The organism is Mycolicibacterium aubagnense, assembly GCF_010730955.1.
Classification (GTDB): Bacteria; Actinomycetota; Actinomycetes; order Mycobacteriales; family Mycobacteriaceae; genus Mycobacterium; species Mycobacterium aubagnense.
The window spans coordinates 1449179-1466002 of record NZ_AP022577.1 but is presented as its reverse complement, the minus strand read 5'-3'; the positions used below and the strand labels follow the sequence as shown (position 1 = coordinate 1466002).

The 16824-nt window shown below is 65.6% G+C and carries 17 protein-coding genes, 1 tRNA gene and 1 pseudogene; 12 read left to right on the top strand and 7 right to left on the bottom strand.

The features are described 5' to 3' along the window. Window positions 1-61 precede the first annotated feature (61 nt). The 3 genes from G6N59_RS07260 to G6N59_RS07250 all read left to right on the top strand — a co-directional run bounded on the left by G6N59_RS07260 (window position 62) and on the right by G6N59_RS07250 (window position 2380). On the top strand, window positions 62-532 hold the full coding sequence (locus G6N59_RS07260) for a nuclear transport factor 2 family protein (protein WP_138231504.1): 471 nt from the start codon (window positions 62-64) through the stop codon (window positions 530-532). 161 nt (window positions 533-693) lie between these two features. Next, the gene (locus G6N59_RS07255; protein WP_138231503.1) at window positions 694-1716 is read left to right on the top strand and encodes a bile salt hydrolase; all 1023 of its coding nucleotides are present in this window, start codon (window positions 694-696) and stop codon (window positions 1714-1716) included. 55 nt (window positions 1717-1771) lie between these two features. After that, window positions 1772-2380 (top strand): hypothetical protein, encoded by a 609-nt coding sequence (locus G6N59_RS07250; RefSeq protein ID WP_138231502.1) that lies wholly within the window; start codon window positions 1772-1774, stop codon window positions 2378-2380. 158 nt (window positions 2381-2538) lie between these two features. Here the strand turns inward: G6N59_RS07250 and G6N59_RS07245 are convergent, their stop codons facing one another. Beyond that, complete coding sequence (locus tag G6N59_RS07245) at window positions 2539-3975, bottom strand: glycoside hydrolase family 183 protein (protein WP_170212417.1); 1437 nt, start codon at window positions 3973-3975, stop codon at window positions 2539-2541. Window positions 3976-4180: 205 nt separating this feature from the next. On the opposite strand from G6N59_RS07245, the gene G6N59_RS07240 reads away from it, so the two are divergent. Further along, window positions 4181-4804 carry a TIGR03085 family metal-binding protein gene (locus G6N59_RS07240; protein ID WP_138231501.1) on the top strand — a complete coding sequence of 208 codons (624 nt, stop codon included), beginning with the start codon at window positions 4181-4183 and terminating at the stop codon, window positions 4802-4804. A gap of 77 nt (window positions 4805-4881) precedes the next feature. On the opposite strand, the gene G6N59_RS07235 is transcribed toward G6N59_RS07240, so the two are convergent. Continuing rightward, window positions 4882-5214 (bottom strand): hemophore-related protein, encoded by a 333-nt coding sequence (locus tag G6N59_RS07235; protein WP_138231500.1) that lies wholly within the window; start codon window positions 5212-5214, stop codon window positions 4882-4884. Window positions 5215-5452: 238 nt separating this feature from the next. Here G6N59_RS07235 and G6N59_RS07230 point away from each other — a divergent pair, with 238 nt between their 5' ends. Then, complete coding sequence (locus G6N59_RS07230; protein WP_138231499.1) at window positions 5453-6061, top strand: GNAT family N-acetyltransferase; 609 nt, start codon at window positions 5453-5455, stop codon at window positions 6059-6061. 28 nt (window positions 6062-6089) lie between these two features. Next, entirely contained in the window at window positions 6090-6779 is a 690-nt protein-coding gene (locus G6N59_RS07225; protein WP_163911042.1) for a YceI family protein, read from the top strand. 3 nt (window positions 6780-6782) lie between these two features. Here the strand turns inward: G6N59_RS07225 and G6N59_RS07220 are convergent, their stop codons facing one another. The 3 genes from G6N59_RS07220 to crcB (G6N59_RS07210) are packed head-to-tail and all read right to left on the bottom strand — an operon-like array spanning window position 6783 to window position 8628. Continuing rightward, window positions 6783-7871, bottom strand: coding sequence for a putative PII-like signaling protein (locus G6N59_RS07220; RefSeq protein WP_138231497.1), 1089 nt, complete (start codon window positions 7869-7871; stop codon window positions 6783-6785). Further along, entirely contained in the window at window positions 7868-8233 is a 366-nt protein-coding gene (gene crcB, locus G6N59_RS07215; protein WP_138231496.1) for a fluoride efflux transporter CrcB, read from the bottom strand. The genes G6N59_RS07220 and crcB (G6N59_RS07215) overlap by 4 nt, the downstream gene beginning before the upstream one ends. Then, entirely contained in the window at window positions 8230-8628 is a 399-nt protein-coding gene (gene crcB, locus G6N59_RS07210) for a fluoride efflux transporter CrcB (protein ID WP_138231495.1), read from the bottom strand. The genes crcB (G6N59_RS07215) and crcB (G6N59_RS07210) overlap by 4 nt, the downstream gene beginning before the upstream one ends. A 70-nt stretch (window positions 8629-8698) precedes the next feature. Between crcB (G6N59_RS07210) and pgm the strand changes: the two genes are divergently transcribed. The 4 genes and pseudogenes from pgm to G6N59_RS07190 all read left to right on the top strand — a co-directional run bounded on the left by pgm (window position 8699) and on the right by G6N59_RS07190 (window position 13080). Further along, entirely contained in the window at window positions 8699-10345 is a 1647-nt protein-coding gene (gene pgm, locus G6N59_RS07205) for a phosphoglucomutase (alpha-D-glucose-1,6-bisphosphate-dependent) (protein ID WP_138231494.1), read from the top strand. After that, window positions 10342-11597 (top strand): annotated as a pseudogene (locus G6N59_RS07200) (MFS transporter); the annotation flags it as partial. The gene pgm and the pseudogene G6N59_RS07200, both read left to right, overlap by 4 nt. 60 nt (window positions 11598-11657) lie before the next feature. After that, window positions 11658-11730, top strand: a tRNA-Ala gene (locus G6N59_RS07195). Between the two features lie 444 nt (window positions 11731-12174). Further along, window positions 12175-13080 (top strand): hypothetical protein, encoded by a 906-nt coding sequence (locus tag G6N59_RS07190; RefSeq protein ID WP_138231492.1) that lies wholly within the window; start codon window positions 12175-12177, stop codon window positions 13078-13080. Window positions 13081-13086: 6 nt separating this feature from the next. On the opposite strand, the gene G6N59_RS07185 is transcribed toward G6N59_RS07190, so the two are convergent. Next, on the bottom strand, window positions 13087-14271 hold the full coding sequence (locus G6N59_RS07185) for a tyrosine-type recombinase/integrase (protein ID WP_138231491.1): 1185 nt from the start codon (window positions 14269-14271) through the stop codon (window positions 13087-13089). 2 nt (window positions 14272-14273) lie between these two features. After that, entirely contained in the window at window positions 14274-14825 is a 552-nt protein-coding gene (locus tag G6N59_RS07180; protein ID WP_138231490.1) for a hypothetical protein, read from the bottom strand. 117 nt (window positions 14826-14942) lie between these two features. On the opposite strand from G6N59_RS07180, the gene G6N59_RS07175 reads away from it, so the two are divergent. Then, window positions 14943-15164 (top strand): helix-turn-helix domain-containing protein, encoded by a 222-nt coding sequence (locus tag G6N59_RS07175; protein WP_138231489.1) that lies wholly within the window; start codon window positions 14943-14945, stop codon window positions 15162-15164. Window positions 15165-15299: 135 nt separating this feature from the next. Then, on the top strand, window positions 15300-16727 hold the full coding sequence (locus G6N59_RS07170; RefSeq protein ID WP_163911039.1) for an AAA family ATPase: 1428 nt from the start codon (window positions 15300-15302) through the stop codon (window positions 16725-16727). Window positions 16728-16824: the final 97 nt, after the last annotated feature.

Sequence of the window (16824 nt, the reverse complement as noted above, 5' to 3'; positions counted from 1 at the left end):
CGGTATCGTCATGTTGCTGGCATGCGTTTACAAGAACTGAAACGTGTTCTAGTGTCGCGTCATGGGCAACTCGGCGGCAATCGAAGACATTCGTCAACTCAAATACCGGTACTTTCGGACCTTGGACCTCAAGGAGTGGGATGCCTTCGGTGATTGTCTCGCTTCAGATGTCGTGACCCGCTATGGCACGCATGCCATGGGAGAACCGGTGCACTACACGGGGCGATCCGACGTCGTTGACTTCATGCGGACGAATCTCGACAACGGAATCATCACGACGCACATCGCCAGCCACCCCGAGATCGAGATGGACTCCGACACCACCGCGCACGGTTCGTGGGTCTTCGAGGACACCGTGATCGTGCCGGGGCACGCGATGATCCGCGGCTCGGGCTATTACTCGGACACGTATAGCAAGGATGAGGACGGTTCGTGGCGGATTGCCAGCACCGAGTACCGGCGGATCTATGAGGCACTGGTGTCGTTGGACGATCTTCCGAGTTTCAAGTTGCTTGCGAACCGCTGGGCCTAGTGCTGTGCGCTTCGGCGCCTTCGGCAGCCCGGTGTGTCAGCCAGGTGTTCGTTGACGTGTTGACGTAGATCACCAGAGGGCCTGCGTGAGCGCATGTTTCACCGCGCCGAGTCGTGCTGTCATGCGCTGCACCTGCCACGAGGAAGGTTAGGCTTCCTCCAGTGTGCACCCGAGTGATCTGGCCCGACGCAGGCGATGCGGTTCTGGTCGGCCGCAACATGGACTTTCACAGAGACCTCATGACGAACTTGTGGAAGCAGCCCCGCGGCGTGACCCGCGATGACGGGGTCGCCGGCAAGCTGACCTGGACCTCCAAGTTCGGCAGCGTGATCGCCACCGCCTTCGACATCATCTCGGTCGACGGCATCAACGAGGCCGGCCTGGCCGGGCACGTGCTGTGGCTGGCCGAATCCACCTACGGGACACCGGATGACACCCGGACCCAGCTGAGTCAGGCGATCTGGCTGCAGTATTTCCTCGACAACTTCGCGACAGTGGCCGAGGCGGTCGCGTGGATCGGCGAGACCAACGTGCAGGTGGTCCAGATGGCTGACCCCACCGGTGGTGACCCGCCCACCATCCATCTGGCGCTCGATGACGCCACCGGTGACTCGGCGATCATCGAGTACCTCGATGGTGAGCCGAAGGTCTACCACAGCAAGGACTTTCGGGTGATGACGAACTCGCCCACCTTCGAACAGCAGCTCGAGCTGGTGAAGAACTTCGACGGCCTCGGTGGCACCGAGCCCTTGCCGGGTTCCACGTTGGCCTCCGACAGGTTCGCGCGAGCCACCTATTACGCCGGTCGGCTGCCCACGCCGTCCAGCCAGGTGGATGCGATCGCGAGCATGTTCTCGGTGATCCGCAACGCGGCGCAGCCCTTCCGGATCCCGGATCCCGGCAAGCCGGATGCCTCGCAGACCATCTGGCAGGTAGTCCTGGACCTGACCAACAAACGGTACGTCTATGAATCCACGACGCGGCCCAACATCGTCTGGGTGGATCTGGCCGACCTCGATTTCAGCGAAGGCAGCCCGCAGCTCAAACTCGACCTCATCAGCGAACTCGCCATCCAGGGCGGCATCGCCGGCAACGTCGGCAGCAAGTTCGAGAACGTAGGGCCGATGACCTTCCTGTCGTTATCCCTTCTGCACGAACTGGCGAAGGCCACGCCGGCCGGTTGAGCGGCACGTCCGCCATTGCCATGACGGGCCGCTGACGCTCTGCCACGCTGTGCGGGTGGATCTGGTGTGGGGTGTCGTCGCGGTGACGGTCGCGACGTTCACCGTGCTGCTTGCGGTACGCCGAGTTGTCATGGTCGTCAGCGGATTGGTGTTCGCGCGCTATGTCGCCGTCGGCGGGTTGGCGGCGTTCTCCGTCGACCGCGACGCGGCTGATGGCTACACCGTGCGGTTCGAGGTCGGTGGGCCGGCCGTGTTCCACAACGTGTCGGTGCAGTTGTCTGGCGGCCAGGGCGCTGAGCCGCCACCACCCCCGTTGCGCCCCACCATGATTGCCGGTGACGATCCGATCGAATGGACCTTTCGGCTTCCTGGCGGCGCGGCGGGGCAGGCTTGGGTGCTGGTCACCTGGGTCCGGCCGTATCTGCAGGGCGTCGAGTCCGAGGCGCTCGCGCACTGGCTGCAGGCCGGTCGGCTGTACGAATGGCGTTGGTACTCGGAGACGAACCGCTACGTGCGGACCGTCATGCGCTTCGTCGCTCGACGGTGGGGCGTCGGTGGAGAGTCGTTGCGTGAGCTGCCGCTGTACGGGCGGTGGCGGCGCACCTCGTCGAACAGCCGCGCTGATCTGCTGGGGCCGGCGGCCACCCCGCCACCGAGCTCCTAGTCATCCTCAGGCCGGCGTTGCGATTTGGTAGCACAGCGATCATGGCAGTGCCAGGATCGCGCCGTGACTGTTGGTGCGGTTGTCGCCACCGGGATTCGGCGCGCCGCTGCCTGTCGGTTTCCCAGCCACCCTCGATTGAACGTCAAAGCCGAACTGGCTCAGGGCAGTACGGTGTGCAGCAGCATCACGTTGTACGCCGACCACAGCGACAGCGTGAAGTACAGATCGCGGCCGTTGGACCACGGGTGCAGGTAAGGCGCGTAGACGCCACCCGGGAACTGCTGAGAAGACACCACCAATTGTTCTGGGCCCCAAGGTCCTTGCGGTGTCGGCGCGGTGCGGATCACCACGTCGGACAGGTTGTTGCAATACATCACCAGGTACTGCTTGAGGTAGGTGTTGTACTGCACCGACATCTCGCCGACCGGGCCGGGGATGATCGGTGACGCCGCACCGGGGTTGTTGGGCACCCACGACTGGCTCTCGTTGTTCCAGTACTCGTACTTGCTCATGTCCGGCAACAGATTCTGCGGCACCCGTGATATGTACGCGGATCCGGCTCGGCCGGAAGGGGTTCCGTACGAGTAGATGTACCCGTCATTGCCCTTGAGGAACGCGCCCTGCTGGAAGTTCTCGTTGCCGGGTAGGTAGGCGACCTGGGACACGCTGTCCGGCGACATCGGCCGGACACTGCTCGGGTACACACCCCAGTTCTGGCCGTTGTCGTTGGAGACGGCGATCGCCGAGTAGTTCGTCGTCCACTGACCGGTGCTATCCCAGTTCTTGATCGACATGAAGCTGGCGTATTGCGTCTTGCCCACGGAGACACCGGAAGTCGGGATGATGCCCTTCTCGACGGGCGCCCAGCGAATGGTGGGGATGGTTTGCTTGGCGAGGTTCGGCTGCCACTCGGGGGAGCCCGAATAGGGGTTGGTCACCGAGCCGGGCGGGACGTGGACGCCGTGCGACAGCGTGCGGTCGCTGGTGCGCAACATGGTGTTGTAGCGCCACTGCTGGTTGGGGGTGGCGCAATAGCCGTACGTGTCCCCGAACATCATCAGGACCTGGTTGTTCACCGGGTCGCCGTTGTCCCACATGATGCCGAGGTCGGTGCCGGAGATGCCGAACCGCTGCAGGGTGTCGCCGCCCGCGCTCTGGTCGCCGGTCACCCAGCCGACCAACGACGTGGTGCCCGCATCGATGGGTGGCGCCGGTTGTGCTCCGGGCTGGGGTTGCGCCGCAGCGGGAGCAGGCTGCGCCACGCGTTGTTGGACCGGTGGCTGTGGCACGCGAGGTGTGCCGGGTAGCACACCGGCCTGTTGCTGCACGGTGCCCTGGGTGAAGACGCTGAGCAGTGATCGCGACAGTTTGCCGAGTGTCGGCAGCGGTGCCTTGTCGTTCGCATTGCTCGGTCGGTGGCCGCCGTTCGTCGGCCGCATGACGCCACTCGACGGCACCCCGTTCGGCGGCAGCATGCCGGCATTGGGACCGGTGCACGGTTCCGCTGCTGCGCGGGGCGGTGCGATGCCTACCGCTCCACCGAGAACGACGGCGGCCGTCAAAGCCACCGATGCAAGTCGAGGACGCGGCGACACGGTCACACCTTTCGGATGGCGGGCGGCGCTCGGACGCCAGCGAGGGGCTTTTGTGACCATAGTTATCAATGGGGTTGTTGAGACCCCTGCTGCGCGGATGGGTACCCATCTGTAACCGCGTCGCGACCGTTCACCTGGCGTTTGCCCAGCGATGGTGACTCGCGTCGCAATGCTCGCGCGGCGCCGTCCGACCTAGACTCACCGCATGACAGCCGCCCAGCGGGAACGCGCCGCACTCGTCGAATCCCTGCGCGTGCACGGGCCTGATGCGCCGACCTTGTGTGAGGGCTGGAACGCCCGCGATCTCGCCGCGCATCTGGTGGTGCGGGAACGCCGGCTCGATGCCGCGCCCGGCATTCTGGTGCCGCAATTGGCCGGCTACACCGATCGGGTGCAGGCGCAGGTGACCGCGTCGACCGATTGGGAAAAGCTGGTGGACATGATTGCCGCGGGTCCGCCGCTGTACTCGCCATTCAAACTGCTCGACCCATTTGTCAACGTCGCCGAGATGTTCATCCACAACGAGGACGTCCGCCGGGCCCAGCCGACCTGGGAGCCGCGCGAGCTCGACGAGCGCCTGGTGTCGGCGCTGGCGGGACAGGTGGCGAACATGGCGCGGATGGGGATGCGGAACTCGCCGGCGCGGATCACCCTTGTGACCCCCGAGGGCCGCCGCCTGGCTGCTGTCGGCCGCGGCGCCGAGGTGACGGTGACCGGCGCGCCTGGCGAGCTACTGCTCTTCGCGGCGGGCCGTGGACCCGCGCAGGTGACCTTTACCGGACCTGACGAGGCTGTGGCCGCGGTCCGGGGCTCGCACCGCGGATTCTGACCACCGGCGCGTACCGCCAGAAAGCACAACGCAGCTCGATCCCGAAGGATTGAGCTGCGTTGTTTTTGCTTCTGGGATCAGAAGTTGTTGCAGGTGTTCGCGACGTTCAGCACCAGGTCGGTGTACCCAGCGGCACCCGGGGTGCTGTACGCCCGCGTGATCAGGGCCTTGCGCTGCTGCGGACCGGAGGCGATCAGCTGGTGCAGGTAGCCGACGCCGATCGGGTTTGCCTGCAGCTCGGCGGCGGCACCCGGGTCGAGCGCGGTCAGCGCGGCGATCACCTGCGGGTAGGTGCAGGTCGAGTACATGATCGGGGTGGGGTCCGGCTGGGCGGTCGCGACAGCGCCGCTGGCCATGACCGCCACCAATGCAGAACCTGCGCCGACCATCATCCGAGTGGTGAAAGACATGGTGTATTCCCCTCCCGCACCAGCTAACCGATGCGACCAAAGTGATTGATGACTACGTTAGCAGCTCTATCGACCTTGGGTGGCTGAGCGTTACAGGGTCCGTCTTGCGCTTTCGGTGCATGTTTTCGGACCCTGGGCCGGCAGGCCGACGCCCGCGCATACAGGCGCGTAGCGAAGCAACAGGCGATTGGATGTAGGCAAAGCTAACCTAAGCAGATCGGGTAGGCTGGCCGCTGAAATGACCGAGATTGATCAGGGGCCGGTCCTGCCGCGCGAGTTGACGTCAGTGTCCGCTGAGGTGCGAGCAGTGGGCGCCCCACCCGTTCCACGGCTCGCAAGCCCGTGGGCAGTGCGTCTTGTCGATGCCGAAGCCGACGCCGAGATGCTGTCCGAATGGATGAATCGTCCGCATCTGGCCGAGGCCTGGGAGTATGACCGGCCGCCGCAATGGTGGCGGCGGCATCTTCAGGCACAGCTCGAGGGTGAGTACTCGCGGCCGCTGTTGGTGAGTTACCAGGACAAGGCCATGGGCTACCTCGAGCTGTACTGGGCAGCGAAGGATTCCATCGCTCCTCGATACGATGCCGATCCCTATGACTTGGGACTGCATGCCGCGATCGCTGACGAGCGCTTCGTGAACCGCGGACTCGGACCGACGCTGATGCCCCAGTTGTTGACGAGTCTGTTCGAACTGGTCCCGTCCTGCCGCCGGGTGATGTTCGATCCCGACCATCGCAATGTCGGTGCGCGCCGGCTGGTCGAGCACGGTGGCGCCGAATTCCTCGGTGAGCATGACATGGCCAACCGCAGGATGGCTCTCTACGCGCTGGCGCGCCCATCCAGCTGACGTCGCACCCGCCCTGTATATAGAGGGAGTGGCAAAAAGGCTTCTGCTGTTGCTGGCAGTGCTCGCCGTCGTGGGGGTGTGCGCCGGACCCTGGTTCTACCGAACCCAGATGGAGGGCCTGCCGGCACCGGTGCTGAGCCTGCCGACGACGCGTCCGGCCAGCACGAACCTCGACGGCAAATGGGTGGTGAGTGCAGGCCCCGATGACGAAGCCAAACGCACCCAGGCCGGTTACCGCGCCCGGCAAAAACTCTTGTGGGAAACCGTCATCGTCACCGGGCGGACCAATTCGGTCAGGGGCGACGCCACGGTTGCGGGCGGCAACTTGCAGGCGGCGAGCTTCGTCGTCGACGTAGGGACCATGCAGTCGGCGCACCGCGGCCGGGACGACAAGTTCCGCAGCACCGACGTGATGGACGCCGCGCAGTTCCCGACAGCCAAGCTCGCTGTGCTCGATCCGGTCAACCTGTCCGCCGTCTCCGGCGACGGCACGCCCACCACCCTGGAGGTGTCGGCGCAACTCACCCTCAAAGGCGTCAGCCGGCAGGTGGCGGTGCGGCTGGAAGTGCAGCGGTCGGGTAGCGGGGTGGTCGCCGTGGGGCAAATTCCCGTCACCTTCGCCGATTACGGGATCGCCCCGCCGCCGCCGCCGGCCGGTCTGCTCGCCGTCGATCCGATCGTCACCATCGAATTCCTGGTGAATCTGGTCAAGCGCTGACCGTCAGCTGAAGCGGCCGAGCGCCATCCCGCCTGACTGGTTTCCGCCGTCGACGGAAACCAACGCAGGCACCCGTTCGCAGGTGACCACTCCGTGAATCGTGGTCACCTCATCGATGAGATCGAATGCGGCAGCGATGTTCTCGGGGCTGTCCACCACGATCGTCGTGACTGGAACCTGGCGCCCGAGTTGAAAGAGCTTGTCGCCGTGAGGTATCCGTCCGTCGTGGAAGCCCCAGATGCCGCGTAGGACGGTGACGCCGCGGCTGTTCTCGTTGGCGCGCAGGCGCCGGACGATCTCCCGGTGTACCGGTTCGCCGTCGTGCAGGGTGTCTTCGGCCGTATGGATCATCAGCTTCTGCCATAACGGAGTTCCATTGGCGTCATGGGACGGTAGCGCGCCGGGGCGGGCCAGCAGCGTCCCGGCCTGTTTGCACAGCTCGGCCCGCTCCACGGTCACCAAGGGGTTGGGCAGCAAGCGCTCCAATTCGGGTAACACCGCGGCGGCGCGGGCACCGTCGCCGACCGCGATGATCATCACCGGAACGTCTGTGTTGGTGTTCAGGAACCGGGCCCGCTCGCGGCGGCCGCGGACCGTGCCGTCGACCCCGAGAAACACCGACGCGCAGGCGAATCCGCTGCGGTGTAGCAGGTCGCACACCGCGATGTGGGCGGGACGGCCGTTGATCCGGTGCTGGCGCCCGACGTAGACGCTGAGTTTGGTGTGCTCGCCGAGGCTCGTCGTGGTGATGAGGCGCGCACGTTCGAGCGTGATGAGTCCGCGGGTCGTCAGCTCCACGGTCCGCTCGGCCAGCCCCGCGATCTTGTCGGCGGTATCCACCGCGGCGATGGCCACCGGCAGGTCCTCGGACTGACTCAGGCTCTGGTCGGTGCGCAGCTGGTGCCGCGGCCCGAATCCGGCGATTCCACGCAGCAGGACACTGGTGGCAACGTTCTCGGCGCCGTAGAGGTCGAGCAACTCCTCGGCCAGGAATCGGCCCTCGTGGCGGCCGGGGCGAGCGAAGCGACGGGAGATACGTTGTCGCTCACCGAAGTACGTCGTGAGTTTCAGGTAGTCCGCGGAGTCGTTCACAGTAAGCCGCCCATCCACAATCCGAGCGCTGCGGCGGCGAGGCCCAGCACCACGCTCGCCACGATATTGGCCAGGGCGAACCAGACCTGCCGTTCCTCCCCGAGGCGCTGGGTTTCCAGCATCCACGTCGAGAACGTCGTATACGCGCCGACGAATGCGGTCCCGGCCAGCAGGGCGACGTTGGGACTCAACGCGAGTCCGCCGAAGAAGCCGAGCAGCCAGGCGCCGCTGAGGTTCACCACGAACGTGCCGTACGGGAAGCTGCTGCTCTTGCGCTTCGACACCGCGCGGTCCACCAGGAAACGCGTCACCGCGCCCACGCCGCCGATGAGGGCCACGCCGAGCCAGATGACCGCCGTCATGCCCGCACCCGGACTCGCCGCACCAGCACCGTGGCCAGGTACACCGCAGCCAGGCCCGCGACGATGCTTGCCACCGTGTAGCCCGCGGCCAGCCCGTAGGCGCCGTGCTCGAGCATCCGGACCGTCTCGACCTGCATGGTGCTGAACGTGGTCAGGCCGCCACACACGCCGGTGCCGAGCAGTGGGCGCTGATAGCTCGACACAGGCAGTCGCTCCAGGAGTCGGGTCGTGAAGTACCCGAGCAGGAACGCGCCCACGATGTTGACGACGAACGTAGGCCATGGCCAGTGCTCGGGATGAGGCACGGCGAAGACGGCCAGAGCGGCACGCGCGACGGTGCCGATGGCGCCCCCGATGAAGACGGCGGCCAATTCTCGGTTGTCGTGGCCGAACATAAGGCAAAAGTATGGTGGCCGAACGCCGACAGGTGCACGCCGGGGGAGAACCGGTAGCAGAATCGAGCTCATGACGGCCAACCCGCGCGCCGGCCAACCGGCCCAGCCAGACGACCTGATCGACGTGGCCCATGTGGTCACCGCCTACTACACGGTGGTGCCGGACCCTGAGAATGTCGACCAGCAGGTGGTGTTCGGCACTTCAGGTCACCGCGGGTCGAGCCTCGACGCGGCGTTCAACGAGCCGCACATCCTGGCCACCACGCAGGCGATCGTCGAATACCGAGCCGCGCAGGGCACCACCGGGCCGTTGTTCATCGGTCGCGACACCCACGCCCTGTCCGAGCCGGCCTGGGTGACGGCGCTCGAAGTGCTGGCCGGCAACGAGGTCGTCGCGATGATCGACACCGCCGACCGCTACACGCCCACCCCGGCGGTCAGCCACGCGATCCTGACCTTCAACCGCGGGCGCGAAGGCGATCTCGCCGACGGCATCGTCGTCACCCCGTCGCACAACCCGCCGCGTGACGGGGGCTTCAAGTACAACCCGCCAAACGGCGGCCCGGCGGACACCGATGCGACGAGCCTGATTGCCAGGCGCGCCAACGAGATTCTGCGCGACGGATTGCGCGACGTGAAGCGGATGCCCCTGGCGCGCGCGCTGGGTTCGACGGAGCGGCACGACTATCTGAATGCCTACGTCGAAGATCTGTCGAATGTTGTTGACCTGCACGCCATTCGCGCCGAGGGTGTGCGCATCGGGGCGGACCCGCTCGGTGGGGCGAGTGTCGATTACTGGGGCGCCATCGCCGAGCGCTACCAACTGGACCTGACCGTCGTCAATCCGCTCGTGGACGCGACGTGGCGGTTCATGACCCTCGACACCGACGGCAAGATCCGGATGGACTGCAGCTCGCCGAATGCCATGGCTGGTCTTCTTCAGAAAGTCATCGGCGAGCCTGGGACCTACCAGATCGCCACCGGCAACGACGCGGACTCGGACCGGCACGGCATCGTCACGCCCGACGGCGGGCTGCTGAACCCTAATCACTACCTGGCCGTGGCCATCGACTACCTGTACACGCATCGCGCGGGCTGGCCCGGTTCTGCGGCGGTGGGTAAGACCGCGGTCAGCTCGTCGATCATCGACCGGGTGGTCGCCGGGCTGGGGCGCCGGCTCGTAGAGGTGCCGGTCGGTTTCAAATGGTTCGTCGATGGATTGATCAGCGGCACAATCGGATTCGGTGGTGAGGAGAGTGCCGGGGCGTCGTTCCTGCGAACCGACGGAACGGTCTGGACCACCGACAAGGACGGCATCATCCTCGCGCTGCTGGCCTCTGAGATTCTCGCGGTCACCGGGCTGTCGCCATCGCAGCGCTACGCAGAGCTGACCGAAAAGTACGGCGCCCCAACCTATGCGCGCATCGACGCGCCTGCCAACCGCGAACAGAAGGCACGGTTGTCGAAGCTGTCGGCCGAGCAGGTGACCGCGACGGAGCTGGCCGGTGAACCGATCGTTGCCAAGCTCACGGCGGCACCCGGCAACGGCGCGCCGCTCGGCGGTCTGAAGGTGACCACCGAGAACGCGTGGTTCGCCGCCCGGCCGTCGGGTACCGAGGATGTCTACAAGATTTATGCCGAGTCCTTCAAGGGGTCCGAGCACCTGGCCGAGGTGCAGAAAGCGGCGCGGGAAGTGGTGAATACAGTTATCGGGTGAACGCTGTCACGGAGGGCGACTGTCCGGCCCCGACCCGACTTCCCACCGAGATCTGGGTCCTGGCCGGAGCCAACGTCGTCATCGCACTCGGTTATGGAGTGGTCGCCCCGGTGCTGCCGGCGTATGCGCGCAACTTCGGCGTCAGCATCGGCGCGGCGACGTTCGTCATCACCGCGTTCGCCGCCATGCGCCTGATCTTCGCGCCGCCCAGCGGTCTGCTGGTGCAGAAGCTCGGCGAGCGGCGCGTCTATCTCACCGGCCTCGTGATCGTCGCGTTGTCGACGCTCGCCTGTGCCTTCGCCCAAAGCTACTGGCAGCTGCTGCTGTTCCGATCTCTCGGCGGTGCCGGGTCGACCATGTTCACGGTGTCGTCCCTGGCGCTGATGATCCGGTTGTCGCCGTTCGACGCGCGCGGCAGGGTGGCCGGCCTGTTCTCCAGCGCCTTCATGATCGGCGGTGTGGCCGGGCCGGTGCTGGGCAGCCTGACCGCCGGGCTGGGCCTGTCCGTGCCGTTCGTCATCTACGGCGCGGCGCTGGCTGTCGCTGCGGCCGTGGTGTTCGTCAGCCTGCGGAACTCGACGCTGGCGGCACGGGAAGAGGAAACCGGGCCGACGGTGTCGGTGCGGACCGTGCTGCGCAACCGCGCCTACCAGGCTGCATTGCTGTCCAATCTGGCGTCCGGATGGGCGGCGCTGGGCCTGCGGGTGGCGCTGGTTCCGCTGTTCGTGGTCGACGTGCTGCACCGCAGCGCGGGCATGGCCGGCCTCGTGCTGGCGGTGTTCGCGGTCGGCAATGTGTGTGCCGTCATTCCAAGTGGGCATCTGTCCGACCGGATCGGCCGGCGCAAGCTGCTGATCGTCGGGCTGGCGGTGTCGTCGGTTTCGACGGTGTTGCTGGGCTGGACGACGTCGCTACCGGTGTTCTTGGTGATCGCGTTCGTGACCGGCGCGGCGAGCGGCATCTTCATCTCGCCGCAGCAGGCCGCCGTCGCGGACATCATCGGCAATCAGGCCCGGGGCGGCACCGCCGTGGCGACCTTCCAGATGATGTCGGATCTCGGCACCATCGTCGGCTCGCTGGCCGCGGGGCAGATCGCCCAGCACGTGTCGTTCACGGCGGCGTTCGGCGCGGGCGGAGTGGTCCTGCTGGCGGCAGCGGTGGGCTGGTGGCTCGCGCCGGAGACGCGTCTTTCTGGTGGCGACGAAGAGACCCCGATCTGTCCGTTGGGCCACGAGCCGGTGGAAGGGTCCCTCTGACCAGCCGTTTTGTTCACCGTGGGGCCGGTGGTGTAGCTTCATCAGGCACCACTTGAGGGGCTATGGCGCAGCTGGTAGCGCACCACACTGGCAGTGTGGGGGTCAGGGGTTCGAATCCCCTTAGCTCCACCCAAGAGAAAACCCGCTTTGACTTCGGTCAAGGCGGGTTTTGTCGTTTTGCTAGCGAGGTCAGTTGTCGGGCCGAATGTCCTAACTTTGTCCTATTGCTGTCGAGAATATGGTCGAAGTAGGGGGCGGTACGCCGCGTGCCAAGGCGCTCACGCGAAATTCCTTTGCGGACACCCAGTGGCGAGGCGCACCATTGGCAATGGTTCATCGGAAATGCACTGATTGACACGACAACGAGGATCGGGCCGTGGCCACAACTTATGAGGTAAGTAGCGACGTCATCTGGCCGGGCAGTCTGCAGTTACCGCACCGGCCACCAGCCTTGGTGTACCTCGACATGTTGGGGTATATCAATTTGAGCGAATTTGCGGCAGGAAACCCCCCGAGACTGGGTATGACGTGCTTCTTCCTGCGGCGCGGCGAGCCAGAAGCGAGGGTCGGGCTGTGTTCCCGCTCTCGTCAACTCACGCGACCGAGCTCAACAACATCGGGGACGTGCAGCGACGTCGGGAGCGCGTCGCGATCATGGAGGAGCTGAGCGGATTCAATTATCTGTTGGGCCGCCCCCAGATTCAGCAGCTCGAACTAGAGGCCGCGCTCAACGACATCGAAGGTGTGAGCATCGCGCCCCAAGGCCCGATCGATCTCATTGGGCCGAGTCTCCTGTGGGCATTCGGTAAGCGCGGTGGGCTTCAAATGGAGGGGTCGGATGATCCAGCCGCGATGGCCAAGCATGTTTGCGAACAAATGGGCATCGATATGGGGACTGACCCGATGGTCTCCTTGAACCTATGGGCGGAACGCCAGCTGCTGACGGGACCCGATGACCACGAAGACCCCAACCTTCTTGCCGACGGGTACGACCGGCAAAAGTGGCGCGACATCGTGGAGAAGCGCGTTGAGCAGGAGCGTTATCTCGTCAGGCAACTTGACCTCGATCCAAAGCTCCGGCAGGGACGGCTGCGAGACGTTGTAAACGCCAGAGAATTAGAGATAGAGCTGGGGCACATGGTGGAACGCCTCACGGCACCCATGGGGACGTCGATCACCCAGCTGCTGAATGACGACCGGGCCAAGGCGCGCGACTTCACCGACCGCATGCCATCGACCCGCGTAGCCGTGTCGTTGAAGGCCGCGTACCACAAGGACAACAGGCATAAGTGGACGACCAACGACATTCATGACATCGACGCGTTGAGCATTGCAGTGCCCTACTGCGATGCAGTTTTCACCGACAAGGCTGCCCGAAATCAGATGGTCAGAAGCCCCGAGCTTGAAGTGTTCGGTACCTTCCTTCCGCGCACTCCAATCGAGCTAGCTGACTGGCTCGACGGCCTGCCGCCAGTCTGACGCCCGCTATGCCGTCTCAATCGCTGCCGAGAACACCGCCGAGGCGGCGGTGAGTCGGTCGTCAGTCACGCGGCCGTAGACCGCCATCGTCATCCGCTCAGTGTGGCCGTGCCAGGCGGCGACGACGTCCGCCGAAACACCCGCTGCCCGCATCCGCGAGATATTCGAGTGACGCAGCTTGCCGAGGGGGATTGCTTTCAATCCCGCCGCCTTGCGCCTGGCGGTGAACTCCCGCGAGTAGTCGCGTACCGGCAGCGGCGTGCCGTCGGCGCGTGAGAGTAATAGGTCACCCCCGGTCAGGGGTCGGCCGATGGCCAGGTGCTCGCGCTGGTGCGCCGTCCGCATCGCCTTGATCATGGCCAGCTCGCGGGGCGGCAGCGGCAGATCGCGGGCTGACCGGTCCGTCTTGGTCGGCACAATGTGATCCTTGCCGTTGACGTCGACCCGAGCCTGCCGGATACGCAGCGCGCCGGTATCTAGGTCGATGTCCTGCCAGCGCAGCCCGCCGACCTCCTCACGCCGCAGCCCGAGCAAGGTCAGGGCGAAACACCCGGCCAGCCGGTGACTGGCGACGTAGTCGAGAAACGCCGCCATCTGCGCCGGGGTCCAGATGTCGCCAGCGGCAGCGGCGGTGATGGCCTTCTGTTCGGGCGTGTCCAGATCAGCCGAAGCGTCATAGGTGACCCAGCGCATCCGCTTGGCGTGCGACATCACCGACTTGAGGCGGACGATTGCCCGCCGTTTGGTAGCCGGTGCCAGTGCCTTGCCACCCTTGCCGGTCAGCGTTGCCGACCAGTCGGCCAGGGCAGGGGGGGTCAGCTTCTGTACCGGCACCGCACCGAACGCCCGGCGTGCGTAGGCCAGCGACTCGCGGTCGGCGCGAACGGTGTTCGGGCCAATGGATGAATCGGCGGCGCGCAACTTGAGCCAGTGATCGGCGACCTCGTCAAACGTCTGTGTCGACTTGCGTGCCCACGACGCTGCCCGCCACTGTTCGCGCTGCTCGGCAACCCAATCCAGTGCGGCCCGTTTGGTATCGAACACCTTGGTAGGCCGGACTTGCTTGCCGGTCACGGGGTCGATGCCGAGGGTCGGACGTGCGCGCCATCTGCCACCCGGCAGTTTCTTGATGCTGCTGTCGGCACGTTCTCCGCGCTGCCGTGGCTGTGAGGCTGTGGTGTCGTCAGACATGGTCAGTTCTCCTGGTCAGGGTCGGCAGTGGCGGCGTCGTTGGTGGCCCAATCGCGGGGGAGGAATTTGCGCTCTTTGGCCTCGGCAATCCATCGGTCAACGGTGGCCACCGAAGCCGGGCCGAGCTGATCGCGGACGTACTTGCGCGGCGGTTCGCCGATTGTGCGTGCGGCGATGAGCAGATCGGCCACCTGGCGGTAATGGATGTCGTCCAGCTTGCGGCGTTTGCCGCCGTCGGCTGGCCGTTCGGGCCGCAGGGTAAGGGTCGGATTGCGTAGCTCTTTCACGCCGATGAACGATCCATCCACGCAGGCGATCCACCGAGCAGCGGCGTTGGCCAGTCGGCGCACCGGCACGTTCCGGATAGTGGCCGGGTCTATCTCGGCGGCGGCGTCATCGTCGGCGGGCAGTAGGTGCAGCTCCACCAGTTTCGGTGCGCCGCTGCCCATCTGGACGCGCACCCGGTAGAGGTGAGGATGGCCGACCAGCCGCAGCTCAATCAGCCCGTCATCCTTGCCGCGCGTGCCACTGACGCGCCGGATGCTGCCGGGCATCACGTCACCTTTGATCGCCCGCTGGCCGGGGCGGCTATCAGAACTCATGTGAAAACAATAGCGGAATGAGGGCGGATCGCCTAGACAGATATCACTCGCATCGTGCACAGTTGTGGAATGACGACGACAACCACCGTACGGACCGCGCCCACCCTGGACGAATTGCGCAGTGGCCCACCGACTTTGAGTGTTACCGAGGCGGGCCCATACCTCGGCGTGAGCAGGGCGTATGCCTACGAAATGGCGCGCGAGGGTCGATTGCCCACGATCAAGTTGGGCACGCGACGGGTCCGTGTACCGGCGGCCGGTCTGCTGCGACTGCTCGGCGACCGCGACTAGTCCACAGACCCGAGAAACGGAAACGCCGCCCGGCCCCACGGTTTTGCCAGGCGGCGTTTTTACCGATGTGAGAGGCCACAACACCATATGACCCAACCACTAGAGAGTACCGCTCTCGCAGTGCCATTCGCTGGTGTGAATGGGCACGACGTCAACCCGTTCGAAACGCCGGAAGTGCTTGAGGCGCACCGGCAGCGCAAGGCCGAGGCGGCGGCGACCGACGACCGCATTAGCCGCTGGAAACCACACTGGTTTGCCGTCGCCGACCTCGCGGCGTCGCCGTATGACTGGGCACAGAAACTGGCGTGGAGCATCGAACGTAAAGACGGTCTGCGCGACCCGATCACCGATCTGCCAAAGCTGATGGTGAACGGGCCGGACTGCGTACAGGCTGGCGCACAAGACGATCACCTGGCCGCGCTGCCGCAGTTGCAGCCGGGCGACACCGCGGTGTTGAAGTTGCGCGCCGCCGCGATCCGGCGAGACTGCCGAACGCAGGTCGACACGCTGGCCCGCCGCCTGGCCACCGAGCGCGAGGCGGTACCGCCGCCCGATCCTGTCGGCCTGGCTGCGCTGCTGGCCGAACCGGATGAAGACGCCGCCTATCGGATCGCCGAGGTTTGGCCGACGGGCGGCCGGGTGCTGCTGGCTGCGCCATACAAGGCGGGCAAGTCGACAACGGTCGGCAACGCGATCCGCAGCCTGGTCGACGGTGACCCGTTCCTCGGACGGTTCGACACAGCACCGGTCGACAAGGTCGTCTTGATCGACACCGAGCTGGATCGTCGCAACCTACGACGCTGGCTGCGTGACCAACGCATACAGAACACCGCAGCTGTCGCGGTGCTGTCGCTGCGGGGCGCGGTGTCGACGTTCGACATCACCGATCCGGCGATTCGTGCCGCCTGGGCACGCAGCCTTGCTGGCGCCGACGTGGTGATCCTGGACTGTCTGCGGCCCGTGCTGGACGCCCTAGGGCTATCGGAGGACAAGGACGCGGGCAAGGTGCTGGTGGCGTTCGACGCACTGCTGGCTGAAATCGGTGCCGGTGAGGGCATGGTGGTCACGCATATGGGCCACCAGAACGGCCCGGCCAGTGAGCGTGCACGTGGCGACTCACGGCTGCTCGACTGGAATGACGCCATGTGGAACATCGTTCTCGGCGGCGACGATGCGGGTGGCACTCGACGTTCGTCCTACTTCTCTGCACTTGGCCGTGATGTCGAACTGGCCGAGGGCAAACTGACGTTTGACCCCGGCACCCGCCACTTGACCTACGAGGGCGGCAGTCGTCGCGATTCCATCGGACGCGAAGCGGTGCCCGAGTTGCTGGCGATGGTCGCTGCCGAGCCGGGCACGCTGTCGCGGCGGGCGGCAGTCGAACGCCTGATGGATAACCACGGTGTGGCGCGATACGTCGCCCGGTCGGCGGTGGACGCCGCCGTTAAAGACGGGTCTCTGGTCGTCACATTGGGGGCGCGTCGGGCGCAATTGTTGTCTCCCGCAGGCACTCCGAACCCGTCCGGAGACCCCTTCAGTTTCGACGGCGAGACCCCGAAATGACATCGAGTGAACGAGTGTGCCGCAGTGTGCCGCCGCACAGTCATGCAGTAGTGCGCCAGTGTGCCTATAGGGCACTGGCACTACCTGCGCACGCACT

Excerpts from the sequence above, each read along its gene's own strand:
- G6N59_RS07260 (WP_138231504.1), top strand. The coding sequence starts at position 62 with ATGGGCAACTCGGCGGCAATCGAAGACATTCGTCAACTCAAATACCGG.
- G6N59_RS07240 (WP_138231501.1), top strand. The coding sequence starts at position 4,181 with ATGACAGCCGCCCAGCGGGAACGCGCCGCACTCGTCGAATCCCTGCGC.
- G6N59_RS07235 (WP_138231500.1), bottom strand. The coding sequence starts at position 5,214 with ATGTCTTTCACCACTCGGATGATGGTCGGCGCAGGTTCTGCATTGGTG.
- G6N59_RS07230 (WP_138231499.1), top strand. The coding sequence starts at position 5,453 with ATGACCGAGATTGATCAGGGGCCGGTCCTGCCGCGCGAGTTGACGTCA.
- crcB (WP_138231496.1), bottom strand. The coding sequence starts at position 8,233 with ATGACGGCGGTCATCTGGCTCGGCGTGGCCCTCATCGGCGGCGTGGGC.
- crcB (WP_138231495.1), bottom strand. The coding sequence starts at position 8,628 with ATGTTCGGCCACGACAACCGAGAATTGGCCGCCGTCTTCATCGGGGGC.
- pgm (WP_138231494.1), top strand. The coding sequence starts at position 8,699 with ATGACGGCCAACCCGCGCGCCGGCCAACCGGCCCAGCCAGACGACCTG.
- G6N59_RS07185 (WP_138231491.1), bottom strand. The coding sequence starts at position 14,271 with ATGTCTGACGACACCACAGCCTCACAGCCACGGCAGCGCGGAGAACGT.
- G6N59_RS07180 (WP_138231490.1), bottom strand. The coding sequence starts at position 14,825 with ATGCCCGGCAGCATCCGGCGCGTCAGTGGCACGCGCGGCAAGGATGAC.
- G6N59_RS07175 (WP_138231489.1), top strand. The coding sequence starts at position 14,943 with ATGACGACGACAACCACCGTACGGACCGCGCCCACCCTGGACGAATTG.